18 protein-coding genes are annotated in these 21,909 nt (G+C 67.9%); 11 read left to right on the forward strand and 7 right to left on the reverse strand.

Going from position 1 to position 21,909, the window contains the following annotated elements; all coding sequences use genetic code 11:
- Positions 1–52: 52 nt before the first annotated feature.
- The 9 genes from cysD (at position 53) to Y706_RS0111305 (ending at position 10,201) form a co-directional block, all read left to right on the forward strand.
- Positions 53–961: a sulfate adenylyltransferase subunit CysD gene (gene cysD, locus Y706_RS0111265; protein WP_028276670.1), complete on the forward strand. Its 909-nt coding sequence runs from the start codon at positions 53–55 to the stop codon at positions 959–961.
- On the forward strand, positions 961–2,385 hold the full coding sequence (locus tag Y706_RS0111270) for a sulfate adenylyltransferase subunit 1 (protein ID WP_028276671.1): 1,425 nt from the start codon (positions 961–963) through the stop codon (positions 2,383–2,385). The genes cysD and Y706_RS0111270 overlap by 1 nt, the downstream gene beginning before the upstream one ends.
- 283 nt (positions 2,386–2,668) lie before the next feature.
- On the forward strand, positions 2,669–3,847 hold the full coding sequence (locus Y706_RS0111275) for an ABC transporter substrate-binding protein (protein WP_028276672.1): 1,179 nt from the start codon (positions 2,669–2,671) through the stop codon (positions 3,845–3,847).
- A gap of 44 nt (positions 3,848–3,891) precedes the next feature.
- Positions 3,892–4,617, forward strand: a complete 726-nt coding sequence (locus tag Y706_RS0111280; protein ID WP_028276673.1) for an ABC transporter ATP-binding protein — start codon at positions 3,892–3,894, stop codon at positions 4,615–4,617.
- Positions 4,607–5,545 (forward strand): ABC transporter permease, encoded by a 939-nt coding sequence (locus Y706_RS0111285; protein ID WP_028276674.1) that lies wholly within the window; start codon positions 4,607–4,609, stop codon positions 5,543–5,545. The genes Y706_RS0111280 and Y706_RS0111285 overlap by 11 nt, the downstream gene beginning before the upstream one ends.
- 198 nt (positions 5,546–5,743) lie before the next feature.
- Positions 5,744–6,040 carry a putative quinol monooxygenase gene (locus tag Y706_RS0111290; protein ID WP_028276675.1) on the forward strand — a complete coding sequence of 99 codons (297 nt, stop codon included), beginning with the start codon at positions 5,744–5,746 and terminating at the stop codon, positions 6,038–6,040.
- A 123-nt stretch (positions 6,041–6,163) separates the two neighbouring features.
- On the forward strand, positions 6,164–7,450 hold the full coding sequence (cobA, locus tag Y706_RS0111295; RefSeq protein ID WP_028276676.1) for a uroporphyrinogen-III C-methyltransferase: 1,287 nt from the start codon (positions 6,164–6,166) through the stop codon (positions 7,448–7,450).
- Positions 7,451–7,539: 89 nt separating this feature from the next.
- Complete coding sequence (locus tag Y706_RS0111300) at positions 7,540–9,015, forward strand: FAD-dependent oxidoreductase (RefSeq protein ID WP_028276677.1); 1,476 nt, start codon at positions 7,540–7,542, stop codon at positions 9,013–9,015.
- A 184-nt stretch (positions 9,016–9,199) separates the two neighbouring features.
- Positions 9,200–10,201 (forward strand): DNA topoisomerase IB, encoded by a 1,002-nt coding sequence (locus Y706_RS0111305; RefSeq protein ID WP_028276678.1) that lies wholly within the window; start codon positions 9,200–9,202, stop codon positions 10,199–10,201.
- Positions 10,202–10,226: 25 nt separating this feature from the next.
- On the opposite strand, the gene Y706_RS0111310 is transcribed toward Y706_RS0111305, so the two are convergent.
- Together Y706_RS0111310 and Y706_RS0111315 are read right to left on the reverse strand one after the other, a co-directional pair.
- Positions 10,227–10,808, reverse strand: coding sequence for a hypothetical protein (locus Y706_RS0111310; protein ID WP_028276679.1), 582 nt, complete (start codon positions 10,806–10,808; stop codon positions 10,227–10,229).
- 113 nt (positions 10,809–10,921) lie between these two features.
- Positions 10,922–11,761: a DUF1206 domain-containing protein gene (locus Y706_RS0111315; RefSeq protein ID WP_028276680.1), complete on the reverse strand. Its 840-nt coding sequence runs from the start codon at positions 11,759–11,761 to the stop codon at positions 10,922–10,924.
- A 259-nt stretch (positions 11,762–12,020) separates the two neighbouring features.
- Between Y706_RS0111315 and Y706_RS0111320 the strand changes: the two genes are divergently transcribed.
- Positions 12,021–12,557, forward strand: coding sequence for a hypothetical protein (locus Y706_RS0111320; RefSeq protein WP_028276681.1), 537 nt, complete (start codon positions 12,021–12,023; stop codon positions 12,555–12,557).
- Between the two features lie 92 nt (positions 12,558–12,649).
- On the opposite strand, the gene Y706_RS0111325 is transcribed toward Y706_RS0111320, so the two are convergent.
- The 5 genes from Y706_RS0111325 to Y706_RS0111345 all read right to left on the reverse strand — a co-directional run bounded on the left by Y706_RS0111325 (position 12,650) and on the right by Y706_RS0111345 (position 20,261).
- Positions 12,650–15,418, reverse strand: a complete 2,769-nt coding sequence (locus tag Y706_RS0111325; protein ID WP_043436027.1) for a cation-translocating P-type ATPase — start codon at positions 15,416–15,418, stop codon at positions 12,650–12,652.
- Positions 15,419–15,446: 28 nt separating this feature from the next.
- Positions 15,447–16,280, reverse strand: a complete 834-nt coding sequence (gene ppk2, locus Y706_RS0111330) for a polyphosphate kinase 2 (RefSeq protein ID WP_028276683.1) — start codon at positions 16,278–16,280, stop codon at positions 15,447–15,449.
- Positions 16,281–16,659: 379 nt separating this feature from the next.
- The gene (locus tag Y706_RS0111335) at positions 16,660–17,340 is read right to left on the reverse strand and encodes a FadR/GntR family transcriptional regulator (protein WP_028276684.1); all 681 of its coding nucleotides are present in this window, start codon (positions 17,338–17,340) and stop codon (positions 16,660–16,662) included.
- Entirely contained in the window at positions 17,337–18,629 is a 1,293-nt protein-coding gene (locus Y706_RS0111340; RefSeq protein ID WP_043436028.1) for an MFS transporter, read from the reverse strand. The genes Y706_RS0111335 and Y706_RS0111340 overlap by 4 nt, the downstream gene beginning before the upstream one ends.
- Before the next feature lie 189 nt (positions 18,630–18,818).
- Positions 18,819–20,261, reverse strand: coding sequence for a PucR family transcriptional regulator (locus Y706_RS0111345; protein WP_028276686.1), 1,443 nt, complete (start codon positions 20,259–20,261; stop codon positions 18,819–18,821).
- 146 nt (positions 20,262–20,407) lie between these two features.
- Here Y706_RS0111345 and Y706_RS0111350 point away from each other — a divergent pair, with 146 nt between their 5' ends.
- Positions 20,408–21,838, forward strand: a complete 1,431-nt coding sequence (locus tag Y706_RS0111350) for a gamma-aminobutyraldehyde dehydrogenase (protein WP_028276687.1) — start codon at positions 20,408–20,410, stop codon at positions 21,836–21,838.
- The last annotated feature ends 71 nt before the right edge of the window (positions 21,839–21,909 follow it).

Below are 21,909 nucleotides of genomic sequence, written 5' to 3' on the forward strand. Positions count from 1 at the left end.
GCGCGCTGGGCTGATCGAAGATCAGCCGCGCGGCGCAGGGGCGGGGGCGGCAATCGGCGTCGCAGGTTCACGCCTCTCGAGCCTCGACACCCTTGAGTCCGAGGCCATTCACATCATCCGCGAGGTGGTCGCCGAGTTTGAGAAGCCTGCGCTGCTGTTCTCCGGCGGCAAGGATTCCGTGGTGATGCTGCACCTGGCCACGAAGGCCTTCTGGCCCGGCAAGGTGCCCTTCCCGGTGCTGCACGTGGACACCGGCCACAACTTTCCCGAGGTCATCGACTTCCGCGACCGCACTGTGGAACGGCTGGGCCTGAAGCTCGTCGTCGGCTCCGTCCAGGAGTTCATCGACTCCGGTGAGCTGGCCGAGCGTGCCGACGGGACCCGGAACCCGCTGCAGACCGTCCCGCTGCTGGATGCGATCCAGCGCAACAAGTTCGACGCCGTCTTCGGCGGCGGCCGCCGGGACGAGGACAAGGCCCGGGCCAAGGAGCGGATCCTGAGCCTGCGCGACGAGTTCGGCCAGTGGGACCCCCGCAACCAGCGACCCGAGCTGTGGAACCTCTACAACGGCCGGCACACGGTGGGCCAGCACGTCCGCGCGTTCCCCATCAGCAACTGGACCGAACTGGACGTGTGGCGCTACATCGAGCGCGAGAACATCGAGCTGCCGGGCCTGTACTACGCCCACGACCGCGAAGTCTTCGCCCGCGACGGCATGTGGCGCGCCGTCGGCGAGGTCTCCCAGCCGCGCGAGCACGAGGAAGTCATCACCAAGACCGTCCGCTACCGGACTGTCGGCGACATGTCCTGCACCGGCGCCGTGGAATCGGCCGCCGCCACGGTGCGCGACGTCGTCATTGAGGTTGCCGCCTCGACCATCACCGAACGTGGCGCCACCCGGGCCGATGACCGCATCTCCGAGGCCGCCATGGAAGACCGCAAGAAGGACGGCTATTTCTAATGAGCACGGAAACGTTTCTCCCGGGCCCGGACCTCGTTGCCGCGGCGCTGCCCACCACGCTGTTCCGCTTCGCCACCGCAGGCTCCGTCGACGACGGCAAGTCCACCCTGGTGGGCCGGCTCCTGCATGACTCGAAGGCGATCCTCGCCGACCAGCTCGACGCCGTCGCCCGCACCTCGGCGGACCGCGGGTTCGGTGGTGAAGGGGCCACCGGCACAAAAGCGATCGATCTCGCCCTGCTGACCGACGGCCTGCGCGCGGAGCGCGAGCAGGGCATCACAATCGATGTCGCCTACCGCTACTTCGCCACGGACCGGCGCAGCTTCATCCTCGCGGACTGCCCCGGGCACGTGCAGTACACCAAGAACACGGTGACCGGCGCGTCCACCGCGGACGCCGTCGTCGTGCTCATCGACGCCCGCAAGGGTGTCCTCGAGCAGACCCGGCGGCACCTGTCCGTGCTGCAGCTGCTGCGCGTGGCACACGTGATCGTCGCCGTGAACAAGATCGACCTCGTGGATTTCAGCGAGGACGTGTTCCGCGGGATCGAGGCGGACGTCCAGCAGGTCGGGCGCGAACTCGGGCTCGGTTCCGACGGCGTCGCCGATCTCCGGGTCATCCCCGTCTCGGCCCTCGACGGCGACAACGTGGTGGACCGCTCGGAGCGGACCCCGTGGTACGACGGCCCGGCGCTCCTGGAGGTCCTGGAGACGCTGCCGGCCGCCGACGAACTCGAAAGCCACCTCGAAAGCTTCCGTTTCCCGGTCCAGCTGGTGATCCGGCCGCAGGGCGCGCTGGCTCCGGACGCCATCGCCGGCGGCCTCGATCCCGAGGCCTACCGCGACTACCGTGCCTACGCCGGCCAGATCACCGAAGGCTCCGTGAAACTGGGGGACCAGGTCAGCATCCTGACCCCGGGCCAGGCCCCGCGCACCACCACCATCACCGGGATCGACTTCGCGGGCCGCGAGCTCGCCGAGGCGGCCGCCCCGCAGTCCGTGTCCCTGCGCCTGGCCGATGAGTTCGACGTCGCCCGCGGTGACACGATCGCGGCGGCCGGCACCGTGCGTGAAAGCAGTGCAGACCTCTACGCCGCCCTGTGCTGGCTCTCGCCCAAGCCGCTCCGGGAGGGCTCCAAGGTCCTGGTCAAGCACGGCACCCGCACGGTCCAGGCCCTGGTCCGGAACGTGACAGGCAGGCTCGACCTCGCCAGCTTCGGCCTGGAGCCGACCACCACCCTGGAGCTCAACGACATCGGGCACGCGCAGCTCCGGCTCGCCGCTCCGCTGCCGCTGGAGAACTACCTGCACCACCGCCGCACCGGGGCGTTCCTCGTGATCGACCCGCTCGACGGCAACACCCTCGCCGCAGGCCTGGTCAACGACCACCCCGGCGACCACGAGGACGAGCGCTACTCGATCTAGGCCACGTGTCACACGGGCGCAGCTTGTTCCCCGGTCGGTCGCCATGGGCGGCGGTCCGGGAAACAAGCTGCCGTCTTTTGGGGCCGAATGTGACGCTGCGTGAACCCGCGTGACCCCCGGTTTCCGGGCCGTTGAACCCCGAATATGACACTCCCTATGGTGAATGAATGAAGACACAGGAACGGTTCCCCGGCCTCCCCCGCAGGGACTTCCAGGGGCGATGTCGCCGGCGCTGACCATCCGCCCGGCCCTTCCGCACACACCCCAGAACAGGACTTCACCCATGTCACACACCCCCGAAAACCCCGGGCCCGGCTCACAGCCCGGCACCACCCGGATCGTCGCCGGCGAGACCGGCAAACCCAAACGCAAGCGCACCCTGGAAATCGCCCTGGTCGCGGGCCTCGTGCTCCTGATCGGCGCCGGAGCAGCCGTTGCATCCTCGCTGTCCCGCAGCCCCGAAACCGCCCCCGCAGCGGCAGCGGCGGACGCCGGCCCGGCCACGGAACTCAGGCTCGGCTACTTTGGCAACATCACCCACGCCCCGGCCCTGGTGGGTGTCAACAAGGGGTTCATCGCCAAGGACCTCGGGGCGACCAAGCTCAGCACGCAGGTGTTCAACGCCGGGCCGGCCGCGATCGAGGCCCTGAACGCCGGCGCCATCGACGCCACCTACATCGGCCCCAACCCGGCCATCAACTCCTATGTCAAGAGCAACGGCCAGTCCATCAGCATCATCGCCGGCGCGGCGGCCGGCGGAGCGCAGCTGGTGGTCAAGCCCGGCATCAACTCGGCCGCCGACCTCAAGGGCAAGACGCTCGCGTCGCCGCAGCTCGGCGGCACCCAGGACGTGGCCCTCCGGGCCTGGCTCGGCAAGCAGGGCTTCAAGACCTCCACGGACGGCAGCGGCGACGTCTCGATCAACCCGACCGAGAACGCCCAGACCCTCAAGCTGTTCCAGGACGGCAAGCTCGACGGTGCGTGGCTGCCCGAGCCCTGGGCCTCCCGCCTGGTGCTCCAGGCCGGCGCTAAGGTCCTGGTCGACGAGAAGGACCTGTGGGAGAAGGGCGAGTTCGTCACCACCGTCCTGATCGTCAACAAGACGTTCGCGGCCGAGCACCCCGCCACGGTGCAGGCGCTGCTGAAGGGCCACGTCGAATCCGTGGACTGGCTCAACGCGGCGCCCGCCGCCGAGAAAGCCACCGTCCTCAACGACGGACTCAAGGCAGCCGCCGGCAAGGCGTTGCCGGCCGACGTCATCGACCGGTCCCTGAAGAACATCGTCTTCACTACCGACCCGCTCGCAGGGACGTACAGGAAACTGCTCCAGGACGGCGTCGACGCCGGCACCACCAAGCAGGCCGACATCAACGGCATCTTCGACCTCACGGCGCTCAACAGCGTTCTGAGCGAGAGTGCGGCCGGCAAGAAGATCTCCGCCGAGGGGCTCGGCAAGGACTAGCGCCCGGGCCCCCAGCCATCCGCCACAACAGTAAGGACCAGACCATGCCAGTCGTACTGGAACACCTGGGCAAGCGTTTCGGCGCCGGCGCCCCGGTGCTGGACGACGTCAACGCCACCATCGGGCAGGGCGAGTTCGTCGCCCTGCTCGGTGCCTCCGGCTGCGGCAAGTCCACCCTGCTCAACATCATGGCGGGACTGGAGGCCCCGACGTCGGGCGCCCTGGAAGTGCCCAGCGACGGCGCCGCCTTCATGTTCCAGGACGCGGCACTGTTTCCCTGGCTGACCGCGCGGGAGAACATCGAGCTGGCCCTGAAGCTGCGCGGCGTCGGGAAAGCCGACCGCCGGGTCCGGGCGGGGGAGCTGCTGGACCTGGTGCACCTGGGCGGTGCAGGGGACAAACGGCCCCACGAACTCTCCGGCGGGATGCGCCAGCGCGTCTCCCTGGCCCGGTCGCTGGCCCAGGACCGCCAGCTGCTGCTCATGGACGAGCCGTTCGCGGCCCTGGACGCGATTACGCGGGACCTGCTCCATGACGAGCTGGAGCGGATCTGGAAGGAAACCGGCCGGACCATCGTCTTTGTCACCCACAACGTCCGCGAGGCCGTCCGGCTTGGCCAGCGCGTCCTGCTGCTCTCCTCCCGGCCCGGCCGCGTGGTGCGGGAATGGCACGTCAGCGAAGAGCACCGCACCGACGCCGGGCTGGCCGGCCAGCTCACCGGCGAAATCACCACCCGGCTACGCGAGGAGATCCGCCGCCATGCCAAGTAACCAGCTTCCCGTGGCGGAAGCACCGGCCGAGACCCACAAGGTCCACGCTGCCCTGACCCGTTCCTCCACCGGCAAGGAAGATCTCCGCGAGCTCGAAGCGGGCCTCGACTCCCTGCAGTCTGACTCCATCCGCAAGGTCCGCATCGACTGGAGCCGGATCCTGCTGCCGGTGGCCGCGCTCGCGGTGCTGATCATCCTCTGGCAGTTGTACGTCTCCCTCGGCTTCAAGCGGCGCGACGTCGTGCCCGGCCCCCTGGATGTCATCGGCCAGGTCGGAATCCTCTGGGGCGAGGGCAAGCTTCAAGAGGCCGTCTGGACCTCGCTGCAGCGCGGCGTCGTGGGCTTCCTGATCAGCGTGGTGATCGCGACGCCGGTGGGTCTGGTGCTGGCCCAGGTGGCACCGCTGCGGCGCGCTTTCGGGCCGCTGATCTCCGGGCTGCAGGTCCTGCCGTCGGTGGCCTGGGTGCCGGCCGCTATTCTCTGGTTTGGGATCACGGATGCCACCGTGTATTTCGTGGTGTTCATGGGTGCGATTCCCTCGATCATCAACGGCCTGATCTCCGGTGTGGACCAGATTCCGCCGCAGTACCGCAGCGTCGGGAAGGTCCTGGGTGCGTCCCGTCTCCAGCTGGCCCTGCAGATCATCCTGCCGGCGGCCCTGCCCGGGTACCTCGGCGGCCTCAAGCAGGGCTGGGCGTTCTCCTGGCGCTCGCTCATGGCGGCGGAAATCATCGCCGTCGGCGGCACCATCGGCTTCGGTCTGGGCTCCATGCTGGACCAGGGCCGCGTCCTGTCCGACATGACCATCGTCATGTCCGCCATCCTGCTGATCCTCGCCGTTGGAATCCTGATCGAGCTGCTCGTGTTCGCGCCGGTTGAAAAGCGGCTGCTCCGCCGCCGCGGCCTCCTGGCCGGCAGCACCCGCTAGGCCGGCCCCCATCCCCTCCAAAGCAACGCGGGGTGACTTACGGCCCATATTTCTATTGGTTTATGGGCCGTAAGTCACCCCGCGTTCCTTTTTCGATGGCTCCTTGCCCGGGTACAGGCACGGGCCTACACTCACGCCTAGAGGCCGGATTGCGGCCCCTTCCACGGCTGATGCAAGCCCGATTCCTAGGAGGTCGCTGTGGCAGCAAAATTTGGCGTGCTGGCCCTGGTCGAAGCCAAAGCGGGGAAGGAACAGGACGTCTGGGACTTCCTGAACGGAGGGCGCGAAATCGTGCTCAACGAGCCCGGAACGCGCACCTGGTATGCCTTCCGGGTCAACGAGAACACCTTCGGCATCTTCGACACCTTCGATACCGAGGAGGACCGTCGGGCCCACCTCAGCGGCGCCATCCCCGCCGCCCTCGGCGAACACGGTCCGGCCCTGCTCGCCAAGGATCCCGACATCAAGCTGATCGAACTCATCGCCGTGAAATAGGGGTGCCCCCGGCCGCCGCAGATCAGGAGCGGCGATTGCCATTATGTGACGCGGCGTTACCTTGCGTGAACTGGTGTTGCCGCACCGTTGTTCCGCTATGTGACGCCGCCCTATCGTCGATGCATGGCAATTCAGGACATTTACCCCACGGCGCTGCGCCTCCTCGGCCGTCCCGTGCTGGTGGTCGGCGCCGGCCCGGTGGCCGCCCGGCGCACCAAAGGGCTGCTCGACGCCGGAGCCCGCGTCACCGTCGTGGCCCCGGCCGCCTGCCCGGCGCTCGCCGAACTTGCCGGCGCCGGCCTCCTGAACTGGGAGCCCCGCCCGTACCGTGCGTCCGACGTCTACGGCGTCTGGTTCGTCCAGACCGCCACCGGCGACGCCGCCGTGGACGCGCAGGTCTCCGCCGACGCCGAGGCGCAGCGCATCTGGTGCGTCAACGCCTCCGACCACGAAGCCTCCGCCGCCTGGACGCCCGCCGTCGCCGTGGTGGACGACGTCAAGATCGCCGTCAACGCCGGCGGAGACCCGCGCCGCGCCATGGCCCTGCGCGACGCTGTCGCCACGGCCCTGGCCACCGGAGACCTGCCGCTGCGCCGCCACCGGGTTCCCGGCACGGGGGCAACTCCCGGATCCGTGGCCCTCGTGGGCGGCGGTCCCGGCGACACCGGACTCATCACCGTCCGCGGCCGCCGGCTCCTTGGCCAGGCCGACGTCGTGGTGGCGGACCGGCTCGGCCCGCGTGAACTCCTGGCCGAACTGGCCCCCGATGTCCGCGTGGTGGAGGTCGGCAAGACCCCCGGCCACCACCCGGTGCCGCAGTCCGAAATCAACCGGATCCTGGTCGAGGAAGCCCTGCAGGGCCACCGCGTGGTCCGGCTCAAGGGCGGCGACCCCTACGTGCTGGGCCGCGGCGGCGAGGAAGCCGAATTCTGCCGGCAGCACGGCGTCGAGGTCGAAGTGGTTTCCGGCGTCACGTCGGCCATTTCCGTCCCCGCCGCCGCCGGCATCCCGGTCACGCACCGCGGGCTGGCCAAAGGCTTCAGTGTGGTCACCGGCCATGAGGAACTCTCGGAAGTCCCGGCCCGTGCCGACCACACTGTGATCCTGCTCATGGGTGTGGGCCAGCTGCGCGATTCCGCAGCCTCCCTGGCCCGCGCCGGTTTGCCTCTTCAGACGCCTGTTGGCATCGTAGAGAATGGATACCTGCCAAACCAGCGGGTGACCATCGGAACCCTCGGGACCATCGCGGACCAGGCGGAGGCCGCAGGCGTAGCGAATCCCGCCGTGATCGTGATCGGCGACGTGGTCCGCGTCAGCCCGTTCGCGCCGTCGCACTTCAAGACCGCGGACTACAGCACCACCTCCCCGAACGCTCCCCGCACCACCAAGACCCGCGTACTGACCCCCTAACACCCGTCGATTGCTCCACAACTGCCGTTATCAAGCCCCAAAAGGGCGTTTGTGGAGCAACGGATGCAGAAGAAAAAAGGAACACAGCCGTGTCAACTAGCACCCCCGTAGGAACCGCCGCCCGCCCGCTGCGCGTCGCCGTCGTCGGCTCCGGTCCCGCCGGCGTCTACGCCGCGGACATCCTGACCAAGAGCGAGGCCGTCAAGAGCGGCGAGCTCACCGTCAGCATCGACCTCTTCGACCGCTACCCGGCACCCTACGGTCTGATCCGCTACGGCGTGGCCCCCGACCACCCCCGCATCAAGGGCATCGTCAACGCCCTGCACAAGGTCCTGGACCGCGGTGACATCCGGTTCTTCGGCAACGTGGACTACGGCACGGACTTGTCCATCGATGACCTCCGCACCCACTACGACGCCGTCATCTTCGCCACCGGCGCCATCAAGGACGCGGACCTCAACATCCCCGGCATCGAGCTCGAGGGCTCCTACGGCGGCGCCGACTTCGTGTCCTGGTACGACGGGCACCCCGACGTGTCCCGCGAATGGCCGCTGGAGGCCAAGGAAATCGCCGTGATCGGCAACGGCAACGTGGCCCTCGACGTGGCCCGCATGCTCTCCAAGCACGCCGACGACCTCCTGGTCTCCGAAATCCCGGACAACGTCTACGCCGGGCTGAAGTCCTCGCCGGTCACGGACGTGCACGTGTTCGGCCGGCGCGGGCCCGCCCAGGTCAAGTTCACGCCCCTGGAACTGCGCGAACTCTCCCACTCCAAGGACGTGGACATCATCCTCTACGCCGAGGACTTCGAGTTCGACGCCGAATCGGACCGGCAGATCCAGAGCAACAACCAGACCAAGACCATGGTGGGCACGCTCACCAACTGGATCGCCGAACAGCCCGAGGACCTCTCCGAGCTCACCGCGTCCCGCCGGCTGCACCTGCACTTCCTGCACAGCCCCGTCGAGATCTACGCAGAAACCAGAGACGGCGCCGACGCGCCCGGCCGCGTCGCCGGGATCAAGTTCGAGCGCACCGAACTGGACGGCACCGGCAACGCCCGCGGCACGGGCGAGTTTGTCGAGTACCCGGTCCAGGCCGTGTACCGCGCCATCGGCTACTTCGGCTCCGCCCTCCCCGAGGTCGAGTTCGACCACAGCAAGGGAGTCGTCCCGAACGACGGCGGCCGGGTCCTGGACGCCGCCGGCACCCACGTGCCGGGGATCTACGCGACAGGCTGGATCAAGCGCGGCCCGGTGGGACTGATCGGCCACACCAAGGGTGACGCCCTCGAAACCGTGACCTACCTGCTTGAGGACCGCGAAAACCTGCCGCCGGCCGCGGCGCCCGCCCCCGAGGCGATCGTCGAGCTCCTCGCGGGCCGCGGCGTCGAGTACACGAGCTGGGAAGGCTGGCTGGCCCTGGACGAGCACGAGCGCGCCCTCGGTGAAAAGGCCACCGCTGCCGGCGGGTCGCACGGCGTCGCCGTCCAGCGCGAGCGCATCAAGGTGGTGCCCCGCGAGGACATGGTGGAGATCTCCCGCGGCGCCGCCGTCGAGGTCTAGCCTCGACACAGAGCAACGACGCAGAGCAACACAGAGCAAGGCGGGGTGACTTCGCGCCCATTCCAGACAGGAAGAGGGTCGCGAAGTGGCCCCGCGTCGTTTTCATGGCCTCAAAGGGCGTGGAAACCCGGGTGGTAGTCAGTAGGCTTACCGTCATGGATGAACACTCGCCCGGGGCCGGCCAATGAGGCTCCGCCACAGCAACGCGTCCGGCCGCGGATACCACAGGGTCCCCGCAGGGACTGGGTTCAGTTACAAGGACCTGGACGGTTCCACCCTGCCGCCGGGCCCCGTGCGGGAACGGCTCGAGGGCATCGGGATCCCGCCGGCCTGGACCGACGTCTGGATTGCCCCGTACGACAACGGGCATATCCAGGCCACGGGCGTCGACGCGGTGGGCCGGCGGCAGTACATCTACCATCCGAGCTGGCGGGAACGGAAGGACCGGCTGAAGTTCGACCGTTCGCTCCAGCTGGCTGAGACCCTGCCGGCCGCACGCCGCCTGGTGACCATGGACCTGCGCTCCGAAGGGCTGACGCGGGAACGCGTGCTGGCGGCCGCCTTTCGGATGCTCGACAGCGGATCATTGCGCGTCGGCTCGGAGCGCTACACCAACGAAAACGGCAGCCACGGCCTCGCCACCCTGCTCTGCGCCCACGTCAAGGTGCGCAAGGACGAACTCCGGCTCAGCTTCCCGGCCAAGAGCGGCAAGACCTGGGAGTCGCGGATTGACGACGCCGACCTCGCCGCCGTCGTGCGCCAGCTCAAGCGCCGCGGCGGCAACGCCCGCCTGCTGGCCTACAAGGACGGTCGCAGCTGGCATCCGGTGTCGAGCGCGGACATCAACGAGTACGTCAAGGAGCGCACGGGGGAGGACTTCACCGCAAAGGATTTCCGCACCCTGCGGGGGACGGCGGCGGCAGCGGTCAGCCTGGCGCAGAGCGGCCCCCAGGCGAAGGTCTCTGCCCGGAAGAGCGCGGTGAGCCAGGCCATGCAGGACGCGGCCGCGGTCCTGGGCAACACACCGTCGATCGCCCGGAAAAGCTACGTGGATCCCCGGCTGCTGGACCACTTCGCGGCCGGGGAAACGATCGACCCGAGGCGGCTGGATTCCGCCGAGTCCGAGATCCGCGCCCTGCTGTACCAGGAAGGGGACGTGGTGCCGCTGCGGAAGGCCGCCGGCTAGCATCAGGGCGCGGCCCGGCGGCACCTCAGAACTCGGCGTTGATGAACCCGATGACAATCGCCGTCCACCAGCACAGCTGCGAGATTACCAGGCACAGCAGCAGATGGACCCGTTGCCCGGCGGTCAGGTCCCTGAATGAGGCGTCGGGCGTCAGCCTGGCCAGCCTCCGCATGAGCGGAATGAGCATGATCCCGTTCAGGCTGAGCACAAGGACGGCGGCGAGCTTGAGGTCCGTCATCGGGTTGCTCAGGTGCGGGTTCAGGAACACGCCTGTGGCCAGCATGCCGGCCAGGCCGCCCCAGATCAGCGGTGTCGCCGCGCCGTCGAGCCTGATGGTTTCGGCCAGGTCGCGTCTGCCGACCAGCCACAGGAAGCCGTGCCAGTCCATCAGGACGACGGCGCCAAAGGCCACCACCATCGACAGCACGTGCAACACGACGGCGACATGGTGGACATAGGTGTCGACATGGACCGCGGTGGACAACGTGACCGAGAGCAGCCAGGCCGCGGCGGCCGCGGCGGACAGGGCGGCCACGAGCCGCCGCGTGGACCGCTCGGATTCACGGTGCCTTCGGAGGGTGCGTCTGCTCACCGGAACGTAGCTCATGCCATACCTCTGCGAGACCTGCCGCCGGTGGCCGTCCCAGCCCGGCCCGGGGTAGCTCCACGATAGTCCCGCGGGCGGATGCCAAACAAGAAAATCCCCACCCAGGGCGGCGGCTACATCCGGCCGAAGCGCGCCCGGACCAGCGCGAACACGCCGTAGGCAATGAAGCCCGCCCCGATCGCCAGGAGCAGGTACGGGCCGAAGGGGTGGTCCCGGAGCGCCTTGAGGCTGCCGTCCAGGCCGGTGGAGGAACCGGGATTGTTGGTCGCCGCGGCCACGACGAAGAGCAGCCCGGTCAGGATCAGCGCCAGCCCTTTCGAGACGTGCCCGGTGACGCCAAGGGCGCTGATGACCCTGCCGCGGCGGGTCCCCTCGAAGTGCTGCAGTTCCTCCTTGAACTTCTTCCCGAAGCCCTTGACGATGAAATACACGCCGATTCCCATGATGGTGAGCCCGAGGCCGACCAGGGCCGGAACCCCCAGCGGTGACTGGATCAGGGCCGTGCTGAAATCCCGGGTCGAGTCGCCCGAATCGCCGCGCTGGCCGAGCCCGAAGCCCGCGAAGCTCAGCCCGACGCTCCCGTACGCAATGGCAAGGAAGCCGGAGGAAATGAGTTTGCCCAGCTGCTCCCGGCGCGGCAGGTGGCGGCCCCGGAGCGTCGCCTCGCTCAGCTGCCAGAGCGCGAGGCCCGCGCAGGCGATGCAGGCCGCCCACATCACCACCGGACCCCAGGGGTTGGCGGCGAGTTGTTCGATGGCGCCGGTGGGTTCGGCCTGACCCGGCGCACCCAGGACCAGGGCGACGGCGATGGCCCCGATCACGATATGAAGCAGTGCCATCACCGCGAATCCGGAACGTGCGACGACGTCGAGCGCGGTGCTATTCGACGCCGCCTCCGCGGTGTCGACGGCGTCGCCGAGGGCGGCTTCGATCCCGGACTCTTCTTCTGCCATGGTGATGCGGGTATTCCTCATCTGGTCCGGTGGAACGGCGTCGTGCCGGTGTTGCGCCGGTGTGCCGTGTCGTGCCTGCGGCGGTGTGCCTATGCCGCCGATTCTACGCGCGGCGAAGTGGCAGCCGCTTGGACTACCGCGTTTTTGGTAAGTGTGCTTACCATAGCCGAGTCATGGCCCCGCTCGTGGACATGCCGCGGACCGGCAGCCTTGCTGCCCCTGCGATTCGGATTCGAAGACAGATGATAGGAAGCTCAACATGGCAGGTAATCTTGTTGCCCGATCCATTCACGACCTGACGGCAGCCGCCTGGTTCGGCGGTTCCCTGATGGGCGCCATTGGGCTCAACGGTGCTACGGCTGTTGCCAAGGACCCTGCGGAACGTACCCGCCTCTCAAGCCTGGGCTGGAAGAAGTGGGCGCCGTACCAGACGGCGGCGTTTGGGGCGCATTTTCTTTCGGGCCTCGCCATCATGTGGGAGAACAAGGGCCGGATGGCCAAACAGGACGGCGTCACGCGCCTGAGCGTCTACAAGTCCGTCGTCACCCTCGCCGGTGCCGCTGTGACCCTGTACGCGGGCCTGCAGGGAGCCAAGGTGGACAAGCTGGCCGCCGAGGGCGCCAAGGGTGCCACCGAGCCGAAGCCGGGTGCCTCGGAGGAACTCCGTTCCGCGCAGCAGCAGCTGAAGATCCTGCAGTGGACCATCCCCGTATTCGCCGGCTGGGTGGTCGTGCTCGGCGCCAAGCACGGCGAGATGCAGCGGCCCAAGAACGTCCTGAAGGGCCTCGTCCGCTAGCCTGGCACAGCCGTATGCGCCACTGTTGAGGGCCGGAACATCGCGTTCCGGCCCTCAACAGTGGCAGTCGCACTTTCGCCGGAAGAGCACTCTCACGCCGGAACCGGGGGAGCCGAGACTGCGGCCCGGCCCTTCGATTGCCGGGCCCGCAGGATGATCTTGAAGATTTCACCGAGGAACAGCAGCACCACGCCAGGCACCAGGCAGAGCAGCCACTGCTGGCCGGTAAGCGGCAGCGTGCCGAACAGGTCCTGCATCACCTTCATCTGGGTGATCAGCATCGAGCCGAGGACGGCCCACGCGAACGCCCAGAGCAGCTTCGGGTTGGACACCGTGGCGGGCCCGAAGGCGCTCTCGGTCGGGTAACGCAGATTGAGCGCCACGAAGATGTTCATCAGCCCCAGCCCCACCACGGCCATGGTCTGGCCGACCTCCAGTGAACCGTAGGTGGTCTTGCCGATCTGCACGAGGATCAGCGTCGCGGCCGCCATGAAAAGCCCGACGATGAACAGGCGGACCATCATCGACCGGACGAGGATCGGCTGGTTGAAGGGCCGTGGTTTGCGGTCCATGATGCCCGGCGTCGCGAGATCCAGGCCCATCACGGCCCCAATCGGGGCGACGATCGCCATGTGGATCCACAGCACCTGGGCGGGGCTGAGCAGGGCCGTGCCGGCTATGGCGAAGGCCGAGGATCCGATGAACGCCAGAATGAACATAAACAGGTTGGCGACCTGGATTCGGATGAACTTCTGCAGGTTGTCGTAGACGAGCCGGCCCTCTTCGACCGCCGCCACGATGGTGGCAAAGTTGTCGTCGGCCAGGATCATCTTTGCCGCACCCTTGGCGACGTCGGTGCCGGTGATGCCCATCGCGATCCCGATGTCGGCGGCCGCGATGGCCGGCGCGTCGTTCACGCCGTCGCCAGTCATGGCCACGATGTTGCCCTTGCGCTTGAGCACCTCGACCAGCCGTACCTTGTGTTCGGGGGCGACACGGGCGATCACGCCGATCCCGTCTACCTGGCTGTCGGCCTCCGCGTCGCTCATCGCCGCGAACTCGGCCCCGGTCACCGCGCGGCCCCTGATGCCCAGTTCGTCGGCGATCGCCGCAGCAGTGACGGCGTGGTCGCCGGTGATCATCCGGACCCGGATGCCGGCGTGCTTTGCCTTGGCGATGGCGGCCACCGCCTCGGCGCGCGGCGGGTCAACCTCGCCGATCAGCGCCGAAATCTCCAGATCCTGCATCAGCGCCATCAGGTCGCCCGAAGGCTGGAACGTCGCCGGGTCGAACTCGCGCTGCGCCAGGGCGAGCACCCGCCTGCCCTGGCTGGCGATGCGATCGTTCTCGGCAAGCACCTTGCCCCGCATTTCGTCGGTGAGGCGCTCGGCGTGGCCGCCCGGCATCCGGCCGAACGAGGACCTGCTCAGGAGGACGTCGGGTGCCCCCTTCACGTAGGCCCGGATCACGGGCTTGCCATCGTCCCCCGGCATCCGGTGGAATGTGGCCATGAACTTGTAGTCGGAATCGAACGGTACCGACGCCACGCGCGGGTTGTTCCGGCGGAATTCCCTGACGTCCACGCCGCCTTTCTGCGCGAGCACGTAGAGCGCCGCCTCGGTGGGGTCCCCGACCACCTCGCCGTCGTTGATATCGGAGTCGTTGCACAACGCGCAGGAGAACATCACGTAGTCCAGGTCCCGTTCGGCGTCCCCGGTGGTCCGTTGGATCTGGCCGTCGAAACTGTAGCCCTCACCGCTGACGGTGTAGTGGTGCTGCACTGTGGTGATCTCGCGGACCGTCATCTGGTTCAGGGTCAGGGTGCCGGTCTTGTCCGAGTTGATGGCCGAGGTGGAGCCCAGGGTCTCGACCGCAGGGAGGACCTTCATGATGGCGTTCTTCTTGGCCATATTGACCGACCCGACCGACAGGATGGTGGTGACGACGGCGGGCAGCGCATCCGGGATGGAGCCGACTGCCAGCGCCACACCGATTCCGAAGAGCACCGCGAAGGACTCGCCGGAGGCCAGGCCCATCACGACGATGGCGATAAACGCGAAGAGGGCCGCGACAATGATGAAGATGGTGAGCCGGTCCACCTGCTTGGTGAGCGGGGTCTTCTCCACTTTCTGCCCGGACAGCATGTGGGCGATGTGGCCGACCTCCGAGCCCATACCGGTGGTGGTGACGAGGATTTCGCCGTGGCCCCGCGTCACGTTCGTGTTCATGAACGCCATGTTCAGGCGGTCGCCGATGCCGACGTCGTGCCGGCCGATGGTCTCTGTGTCCTTCTCGACGGCGACGCTCTCCCCGGTCAGGGCGCCCTCCTCGATCTGGAGGGTTGCCGCCAGGATGATCCGGCCGTCGGCGGGGACGCGGTCACCGGCATCGACCACCACGATGTCGCCGGGGACGATCTGTTCGGCGGGGAGCTCCACAACGTCACCGTCGCGGCGCACCTTGGCCATAGCCTTCATCATCTCCCCCAGGGAGGCAGCGGCTTCTTCGGCCTTGCCCTCCTGGTGGTACCCCAGCCACGCGTTGAACAGCGTCAGCAGGGCAAGCCCAATAGCGGTTCCGTATTCCGCGATCAGCAAGCTGACCAGGGCGGCGACCACAAGGACGATCTGCATGTAGTCCTGATAGTGCTTGAAGAACCGTTTCCATACCGGCTCCTGCTTAGCGGCGGCCAGGGCGTTCGGGCCGTACTCCTGCAGCCGCTGCTGCGCCTCTCCCGTGCTTAACCCGCCAACTGGATCCACCTTCAGCTCGGCCGCCACTTCAGCCGGTGCCAGCGCGTACCAGCTCGCGTCAGCCTCCGCCGGGGCCACCCCAGCTACTGCTCCGGGATCGTCGCTCATGACTTCCTCCTCATCGCCGGGGCGCTGCTTAGAACGGGGTGGGGATGTGCCGCACGGACAGTGCCGGCTCGGTGTAATCGCCGGCCTTCTGGCGCTTGGGGAGCTCGACGTCGAGCCCCGGGTACGGCTCGTAGGGCACCTGGCTGAGAATATGGCTGATGACGTTGAGCCGGCCGCGCTTCTTGATGTCATTGTGCGCGATGTACCACGGCGCCCAGGCGGTGTCGGTCGCCTCGAACATGGCGTCCCGGGCCCGGGAGTAGTCGTACCACCGTTTGTAGGACTTCAGGTCCATCGGAGAGAGTTTCCAGGTCTTGCGGGGATCATCCATGCGGCTCTCGAGCCGCCTGGTCTGCTCGTCCGCACTGACCTCGAGCCAGTACTTGAGCAGGATGATCCCGGAGTCGACCATCGCCTTCTCCACCATCGGGGTCATGTCGAGGAACCTCTGGGTCTGTTCCGGGGTGCAGAAATTCATCACCCGTTCGACGCCCGCACGGTTGTACCAGCTGCGATCGAAGATGACCACCTCGCCCGCCGCCGGGAAGTGCGACATGTAGCGCTGGAGGTACATCTGCGACTTCTCCCGCTCGGTCGGTGTGGGGAGCGCGACCACGCGGAATACCCGGGGGCTCACCCGCTCGACGATGCGCTTGATCGTGCCGCCCTTGCCGGCCGTGTCGCGGCCTTCGAAGACGATGCAGATTTTGGCTCCGGTGGCCTTCACCCACTCCTGCATGGCGACCAGTTCACCCTGCAGGACCTCCATCTCCGCTTCGTACTTCTTGCGCGGCATCTTCTTCCCGGCGCGCTCGTCCTCTGTGTCGGAGCCCTTGGACTTTTTCTTCTTCTTGCCCACCATCGACCTCCTCGCGACGTACTTGCTGAGGTAAACCACAACACTGCGACACCGGCGAGACTGTCATCCAACGAGACCGGCACCCCGGCCCGGGACTGGGGCGCAGCTGCACTTGTCGCGGGCACCCTCGTGCGGCGTCCTGCCATTCTTAGTGTTGACCGCGGCTGGAGTCCGGTCTACGGCACTAAGACCCTAATGGGCGCCGGTGGAACCGGGTGTCTCTCGGCCGAGCCGGCCCCCGCTGCTGGGCGCAGGGGCCGGCGGTCCGGACTCGGCGCTGACGCCGATGATGACGGAAACCCGCCTGGCCGCGAGGCCGGTGCGCGGGTGGCGGCCGCCACTGAGACAGAGCATCTTCCGCGCACCTTGGGAAAGTCTTGGGTTACTCCTGGAGCCATTCCGCGCAGGAATTCAGGTTCCGGGTGACGCTTTCGACGGCGGCCGCCTCGTCGCGGGCGGCAATCGCAGCCACGAGTTCGTCGTGGCCCTCGTGCGGCAGGCCGTTGAAGCCTCCCCGACGCTGCTGGCGGAGCAGGTCGTTGTGGAATACGCTGCCGAAACTGACATACAGCTCATGCAGCAGCGGGTTGGCGGACGCCTCGGCCACGCGCGCATGGAAGTCCCAGTCTGCCCGTGCCCACGCGGCGTAGTCCTCGGCGAGCCAGGCGGCACGGCGGGCGGTGAGCAAACCGCGCAGGGCGGTGAGGTCGTCGGCCGTCGCATGCCGTGCAGCGAGCCGGGCCGCCTGGGTGTCCAGCCCGACCCGGACCTCGAGGATGTGCTCCTGGGAGTGGTCCTCATACATGCGCTGCGTGGCGCCTGCGATCTCGCTCGTGGCGCGGACATACGTGCCGTCCCCGCGGCGGACCTCGAGCATTCCGCTGTGGGCCAGCGCTTTGATGGCCTCACGCAGGGTGCCACGGGAAACCCCAAAGGCGGCCATCAGCTCAGGTTCGGCCGGAATGCGCTGCTGCAGCGGCCACTCGCCCGAGTGGATCAGGGCCCGCAGCTTGGCAGTGATTTCCTCCGCCAGCGGTGGCCGGTGCGAAGCCGTGAGTGTCATGGCCGGGTTCCTTCCGAGGCGTGCGGGGCGGTGGCCCGCAGCTTTTTGGCTGCCAGTTCCTTGGCCCGCAGCTCCTTCGGTCCGGCCGAGAGCAGGTGGCCAACCGCGATCTGGCCGAGGGCCACGGCCAGCAGCAGGGCCAACGGCAGCGTCCAGGAATTGGTGGCGCTGTGCAACAGGCCCATGCCGAACGGGCCGAGCGTCGCCAGCAGATACCCGGCGGACTGGGCCACGGTGGACAGCGCGGTGGTCTCGGCCGTGGTGCGGCCGCTGCGGCTGATCATCACCATGACCAGCGGGAAGATGCCGAGGCCGAAGCCCACCAGCACAGCGGTCAGGGGAGACCAGGCAGGGGGGAGGACCAGCATGGCCAGGATACCCAGGGCCATGGTCACGGTGGCAAGGTAGAACGCCGTCCGCAGCATCCGGGGGCGTGAGCCGATGGCCACCAGCACCATGCCGGCGGGGACGGAGACGAGCTGCATGAGTCCGAACATGAGCCCGCTGTCGGAGGCGGTGAGGCCCATGGTGGCCAGCATGTAGGGAAACCAGCTGAGCACGGCATAGGCCAGGAGCGCCTGCACCGTGAAGCCGAGGGTGATCAGGGCGCCCGTGCGGGTCCGCAGCAGGGGCCATGGCGAGACCCGGGCAGCCTTGGTCGCGGACGCGTTGAGGTGGGCGTGCACCGCGATCGGGAGGAAGCCGAGGCACGCCCCCAGGGCCAGGAATCCGATCGCGCCGACGCCCGCCGACGGCGAGCCCAGGGCCTGGGCCACCGGAACGATCAGCACGGCGGTGGCGGTGGCGCCTGTGGTCATGGTCAGCGTGTAGACGGCGGTCATGAGGGACGTGCGGTCCGCGAAGTGCACGCGGATGAAAGAGGGCATGGCCACGTTGCAGATGGCCAGCCCGGACATCCCCGCCACGGTGCCGGCCAGCAGCATCCCGGTGGACGGGACGCCGCGGAGCAGCAGCCCGGCGGCCAGCATCACGAGGGAGAGCAGGATGGCTTTTTCCAGCCCCAGCTGCCGGGTGAGCCAGGACGTGGCAGCGCCGGCCACCGCGAAGCACAGCGTGGGGATCGAGGGGAGCAGCGCTGCGATCAGCGGGCCGTAGCCCAGGACAGCCTGCAGGTCGTGGAAAAGCGCGGCGGCGCCGGTGATGCCGGCGCGCAGGTTGAGCCCGATGAGCACGAGTGCCACGACGCCGGCCACGATCACGCCCCGCGGGCGGACCGCGCCGGGTGGAGCTGTCTGGGAAAGTGCGGAAACCGCCGTGCTGCTAGCCATAGCTAAAGGTTAGACGTTTGATGTTTGTGACTCAGCCTTTAGTGGCGAATATCTCTGCACGTGACGGAAAGCAACGCGGGTCACTTAGCGCCCATCCCGGGCCGCTCAATGGGCGCTAAGCGACCCCGCGTTGCTTGAGTTGCGGCTGGTGTGCGGCGGTGGTCGGCTGCGGGGCTGCGGGGCTGCGGGTCAGCGCGGGTGCCGGGCGCTGAGCCGCTGCACTGCCAGCGCGAGCCAAAGCTGCACCCGGTCCGCTGTCTGCGCGGGGTCGTATCCGGTGAGTTCGGTGATCTGCGCCAGTCGGTAGCGGACCGTATTGCGGTGCAGCGTCAGTTCCTCGGCGACGGCCGCCACCGAACCGTTGTTGCCGAGGTAGCTTTCCAGCGTGGCCATGAGTTCGGCGCCGTGCGCCGCATCGAAGGCCCGCAGCGGGTTCAGTGATTCGCTGGCCATATCCGCCAGCGGAACGTCCTCGCTGGCCAGCAGCAGCGAGGTCAGGCTCAGCCGCTCGGGCTCGTTGACCGGCAGCCCGTGGCTGGCCGCGTCGCGGGCCTCGAAATAGCTCCAGCGCAGGCCGTTGGGCTTGGTGTACGCCCCGCCTATGCCGATGGTGGCATGGATCCCGGCCTCGGCTAGGTGGTCGCTGAGGCTGCGGGCAAGGGCGCTCGCGCCGCTGCCGTCGTCGGCCACCACCACCACGAGGTCCTTCCCGACGACGGAGCCGACCGCCGCCGCCAGCGGCTGGGGCAGCGAAGAGCTGCCCAGCTGTTTCTGGTGGGCGGCCGATTCGGCGAGCAGGACCACGTTCTTGCGGGTGCTGTTGATGCCGACGCCGGCCAGGCGCCGGGTGGCTTCGGACGCCTCCAGCGTCCCGTGGATAACGTCGTCGAGGACCTGGCCCGCCAGCGCCCGCTGCGCCTGCCGTTGCTTGACCATGTTGTTGAGCTCAACGCTGATCAGGTTTTGGGCGTAGCCCACGATGCCCGTGTCCTCGAACGGCTGCTTCACCCACAGGGTGCAGGCGTCGCGGCGTCCCGTGGGGATGGGATAGGACGCCCAGCCCTCGGCCTTGGGCGCCGGGTGGCCCGCAACGCTGTTGTACAGCTGGGCGGTGAACTGGGTCAGGACGATCTCGGTGCGCAGCATCGACCCCAGATGTTTCAGGAGCTCGGCCAGGCCGCCGCCGGTCAGCAGGGCGCGGGCCAGGATCTGGTGCCCGGCGATGAGCCGCTCAAGCTTGACCAGGTGGTCCGCGGACTGGGCGTCGGCCACGAGCTTTCCGATCGCGATGAACGGTGTCTCGTAGGGCACTTCCACCACCGGCAGCCCCCACCGGTTGGCTTCGGCGATCAGGGCCGGCGGAACGGCGTCGTGCGTCAGGCCCACCCCAAACCCGATGCCCACCGCGCCCGCCCGCTGGACCTGACGCACGAACCGGCGCTGCTCCGCGGCACTCTTGAGCCGCATCCCGGTCGTCAGGATCAGTTCGCCGCCATTGAGGAACCGCTGCGGATCCTCCTGTTCGGTGACGGCCACCCAAAGAATGTCCTGGTGCCAGGTGGTTTCGGCGAGTCCGGCCTTGGTGAGATGCAGGGACGGAACTCCCAGTAGGGCTGCGAGTGAAATGGCCATGGATTCAGGATAGCCGGGTGCTGGTCAAGCGCACTAAAGTTCTGCGGGGATGGTGTGCAGGTGCCTATTCCCTGCCTTGGCCTGCTGGCATAGGCTCGTGACCAGTCACACATCCGTCATTGGCAGTAAGAAAGAGGTTGTACACCGTGGTTCAAACCTTGCAGAACTTCATCAACGGCGAGTTCGTCACCCCCGCCGGCACAGGATTGCTGCCCATCGTGAACCCCGCCAACGGCGACGTGGTGGCGCAGGCGCCGATCTCGGTGCAGGCCGACGTCGACGCTGCCATGACGGCAGCCAAGAACGCGTTCAAGACCTGGAAGCACACGACGCCCGGGCAGCGGCAGCTCATGCTGCTCAAGCTCGCGGATGCCGTCGAGGCCAACAGTGACGAGCTCGTGGAGGCCCAGCACCGCAACACCGGCCAGGTCCGCTCCCTGATCGCCTCCGAGGAAGTGGCCGCAGGCGCCGACCAGCTGCGCTTCTTCGCAGGCGCCGCCCGCATCATGGAAGGCAAGTCCGCCGGCGAGTACTTCGAAGGCCACACCTCCTACGTGCGGCGCGAGCCGATCGGCGTCGTTGCGCAGGTGGCCCCCTGGAACTACCCGTTCCTCATGGCCATCTGGAAGATCGGGCCCGCCCTGGCCGCCGGCAACACCGTGGTCCTCAAGCCCTCGGACACCACCCCCGAATCCACCCTGGTGCTGGCCCGGCTCGCCGGTGAGATCTTCCCGGCCGGCGTCCTGAACGTTGTCCTGGGCACCGGCGAAACCGGCGCCATGATGGTCGAGCACAAGGTCCCCGGCCTGGTCTCCATCACCGGTTCCGTCCGCGCCGGCATCGCTGTCGCCTCGGGTGCCGCCAAGGGACTCAAGCGCGCCCACCTGGAACTCGGCGGGAAGGCCCCGGCCATTGTGTTCGCCGACGCCGACATCAAGAAGAGCGCCGCGGCGATCGCCGAGTTCGCCTTCTTCAACGCCGGCCAGGACTGCACGGCCATTACGCGCGTCCTCGTCCAGGATTCGGTGCACGACGACGTCGTTGCCGCCATGGTGGAGCACACCAAGACCCTGCACACCGGCTCGCAGAACGACGAAGACAACTACTTCGGCCCGCTGAACAACGTCAACCACTTCAACGCGGTCACCTCCGTCGTCGAGCACCTGCCGGCGAACTGCAAGATCGAGACCGGCGGCCACCGTGCGGGCGAGAAGGGCTTCTTCTTCGAGCCCACCATCGTCACCGGCGCCAAGCAGACCGATGACATCGTCCAGAAGGAAACGTTCGGCCCGGTCATCACGGTGCAGAAGTTCAGCACCGAGGACGAGGCCGTGGAACTGGCCAACGACGTGGAGTACGCCCTGGCCTCGAGCGTCTGGACGACGAACCACGGAACCGCCATGCGCCTGAGCCGCGACCTCGACTTCGGCGCCGTCTGGATCAACACCCACATTCTCCTCACCGCCGAAATGCCGCACGGTGGCTTCAAGCAGTCCGGCTACGGCAAGGACCTGTCCATGTACGGCGTGGAGGACTACACCCGCATCAAGCACGTCATGAGTGCGCTCGACGCATAACGCAGACGCATAACGCAGACGCTGCTAACTCAACCTGACGCATAACTCGCGCGCCTCAACCGCACGCTTAG

Source organism: Arthrobacter sp. I3 (assembly GCF_000520575.1).
In the GTDB taxonomy this organism is placed as follows: domain Bacteria; phylum Actinomycetota; class Actinomycetes; order Actinomycetales; family Micrococcaceae; genus Arthrobacter; species Arthrobacter humicola_A.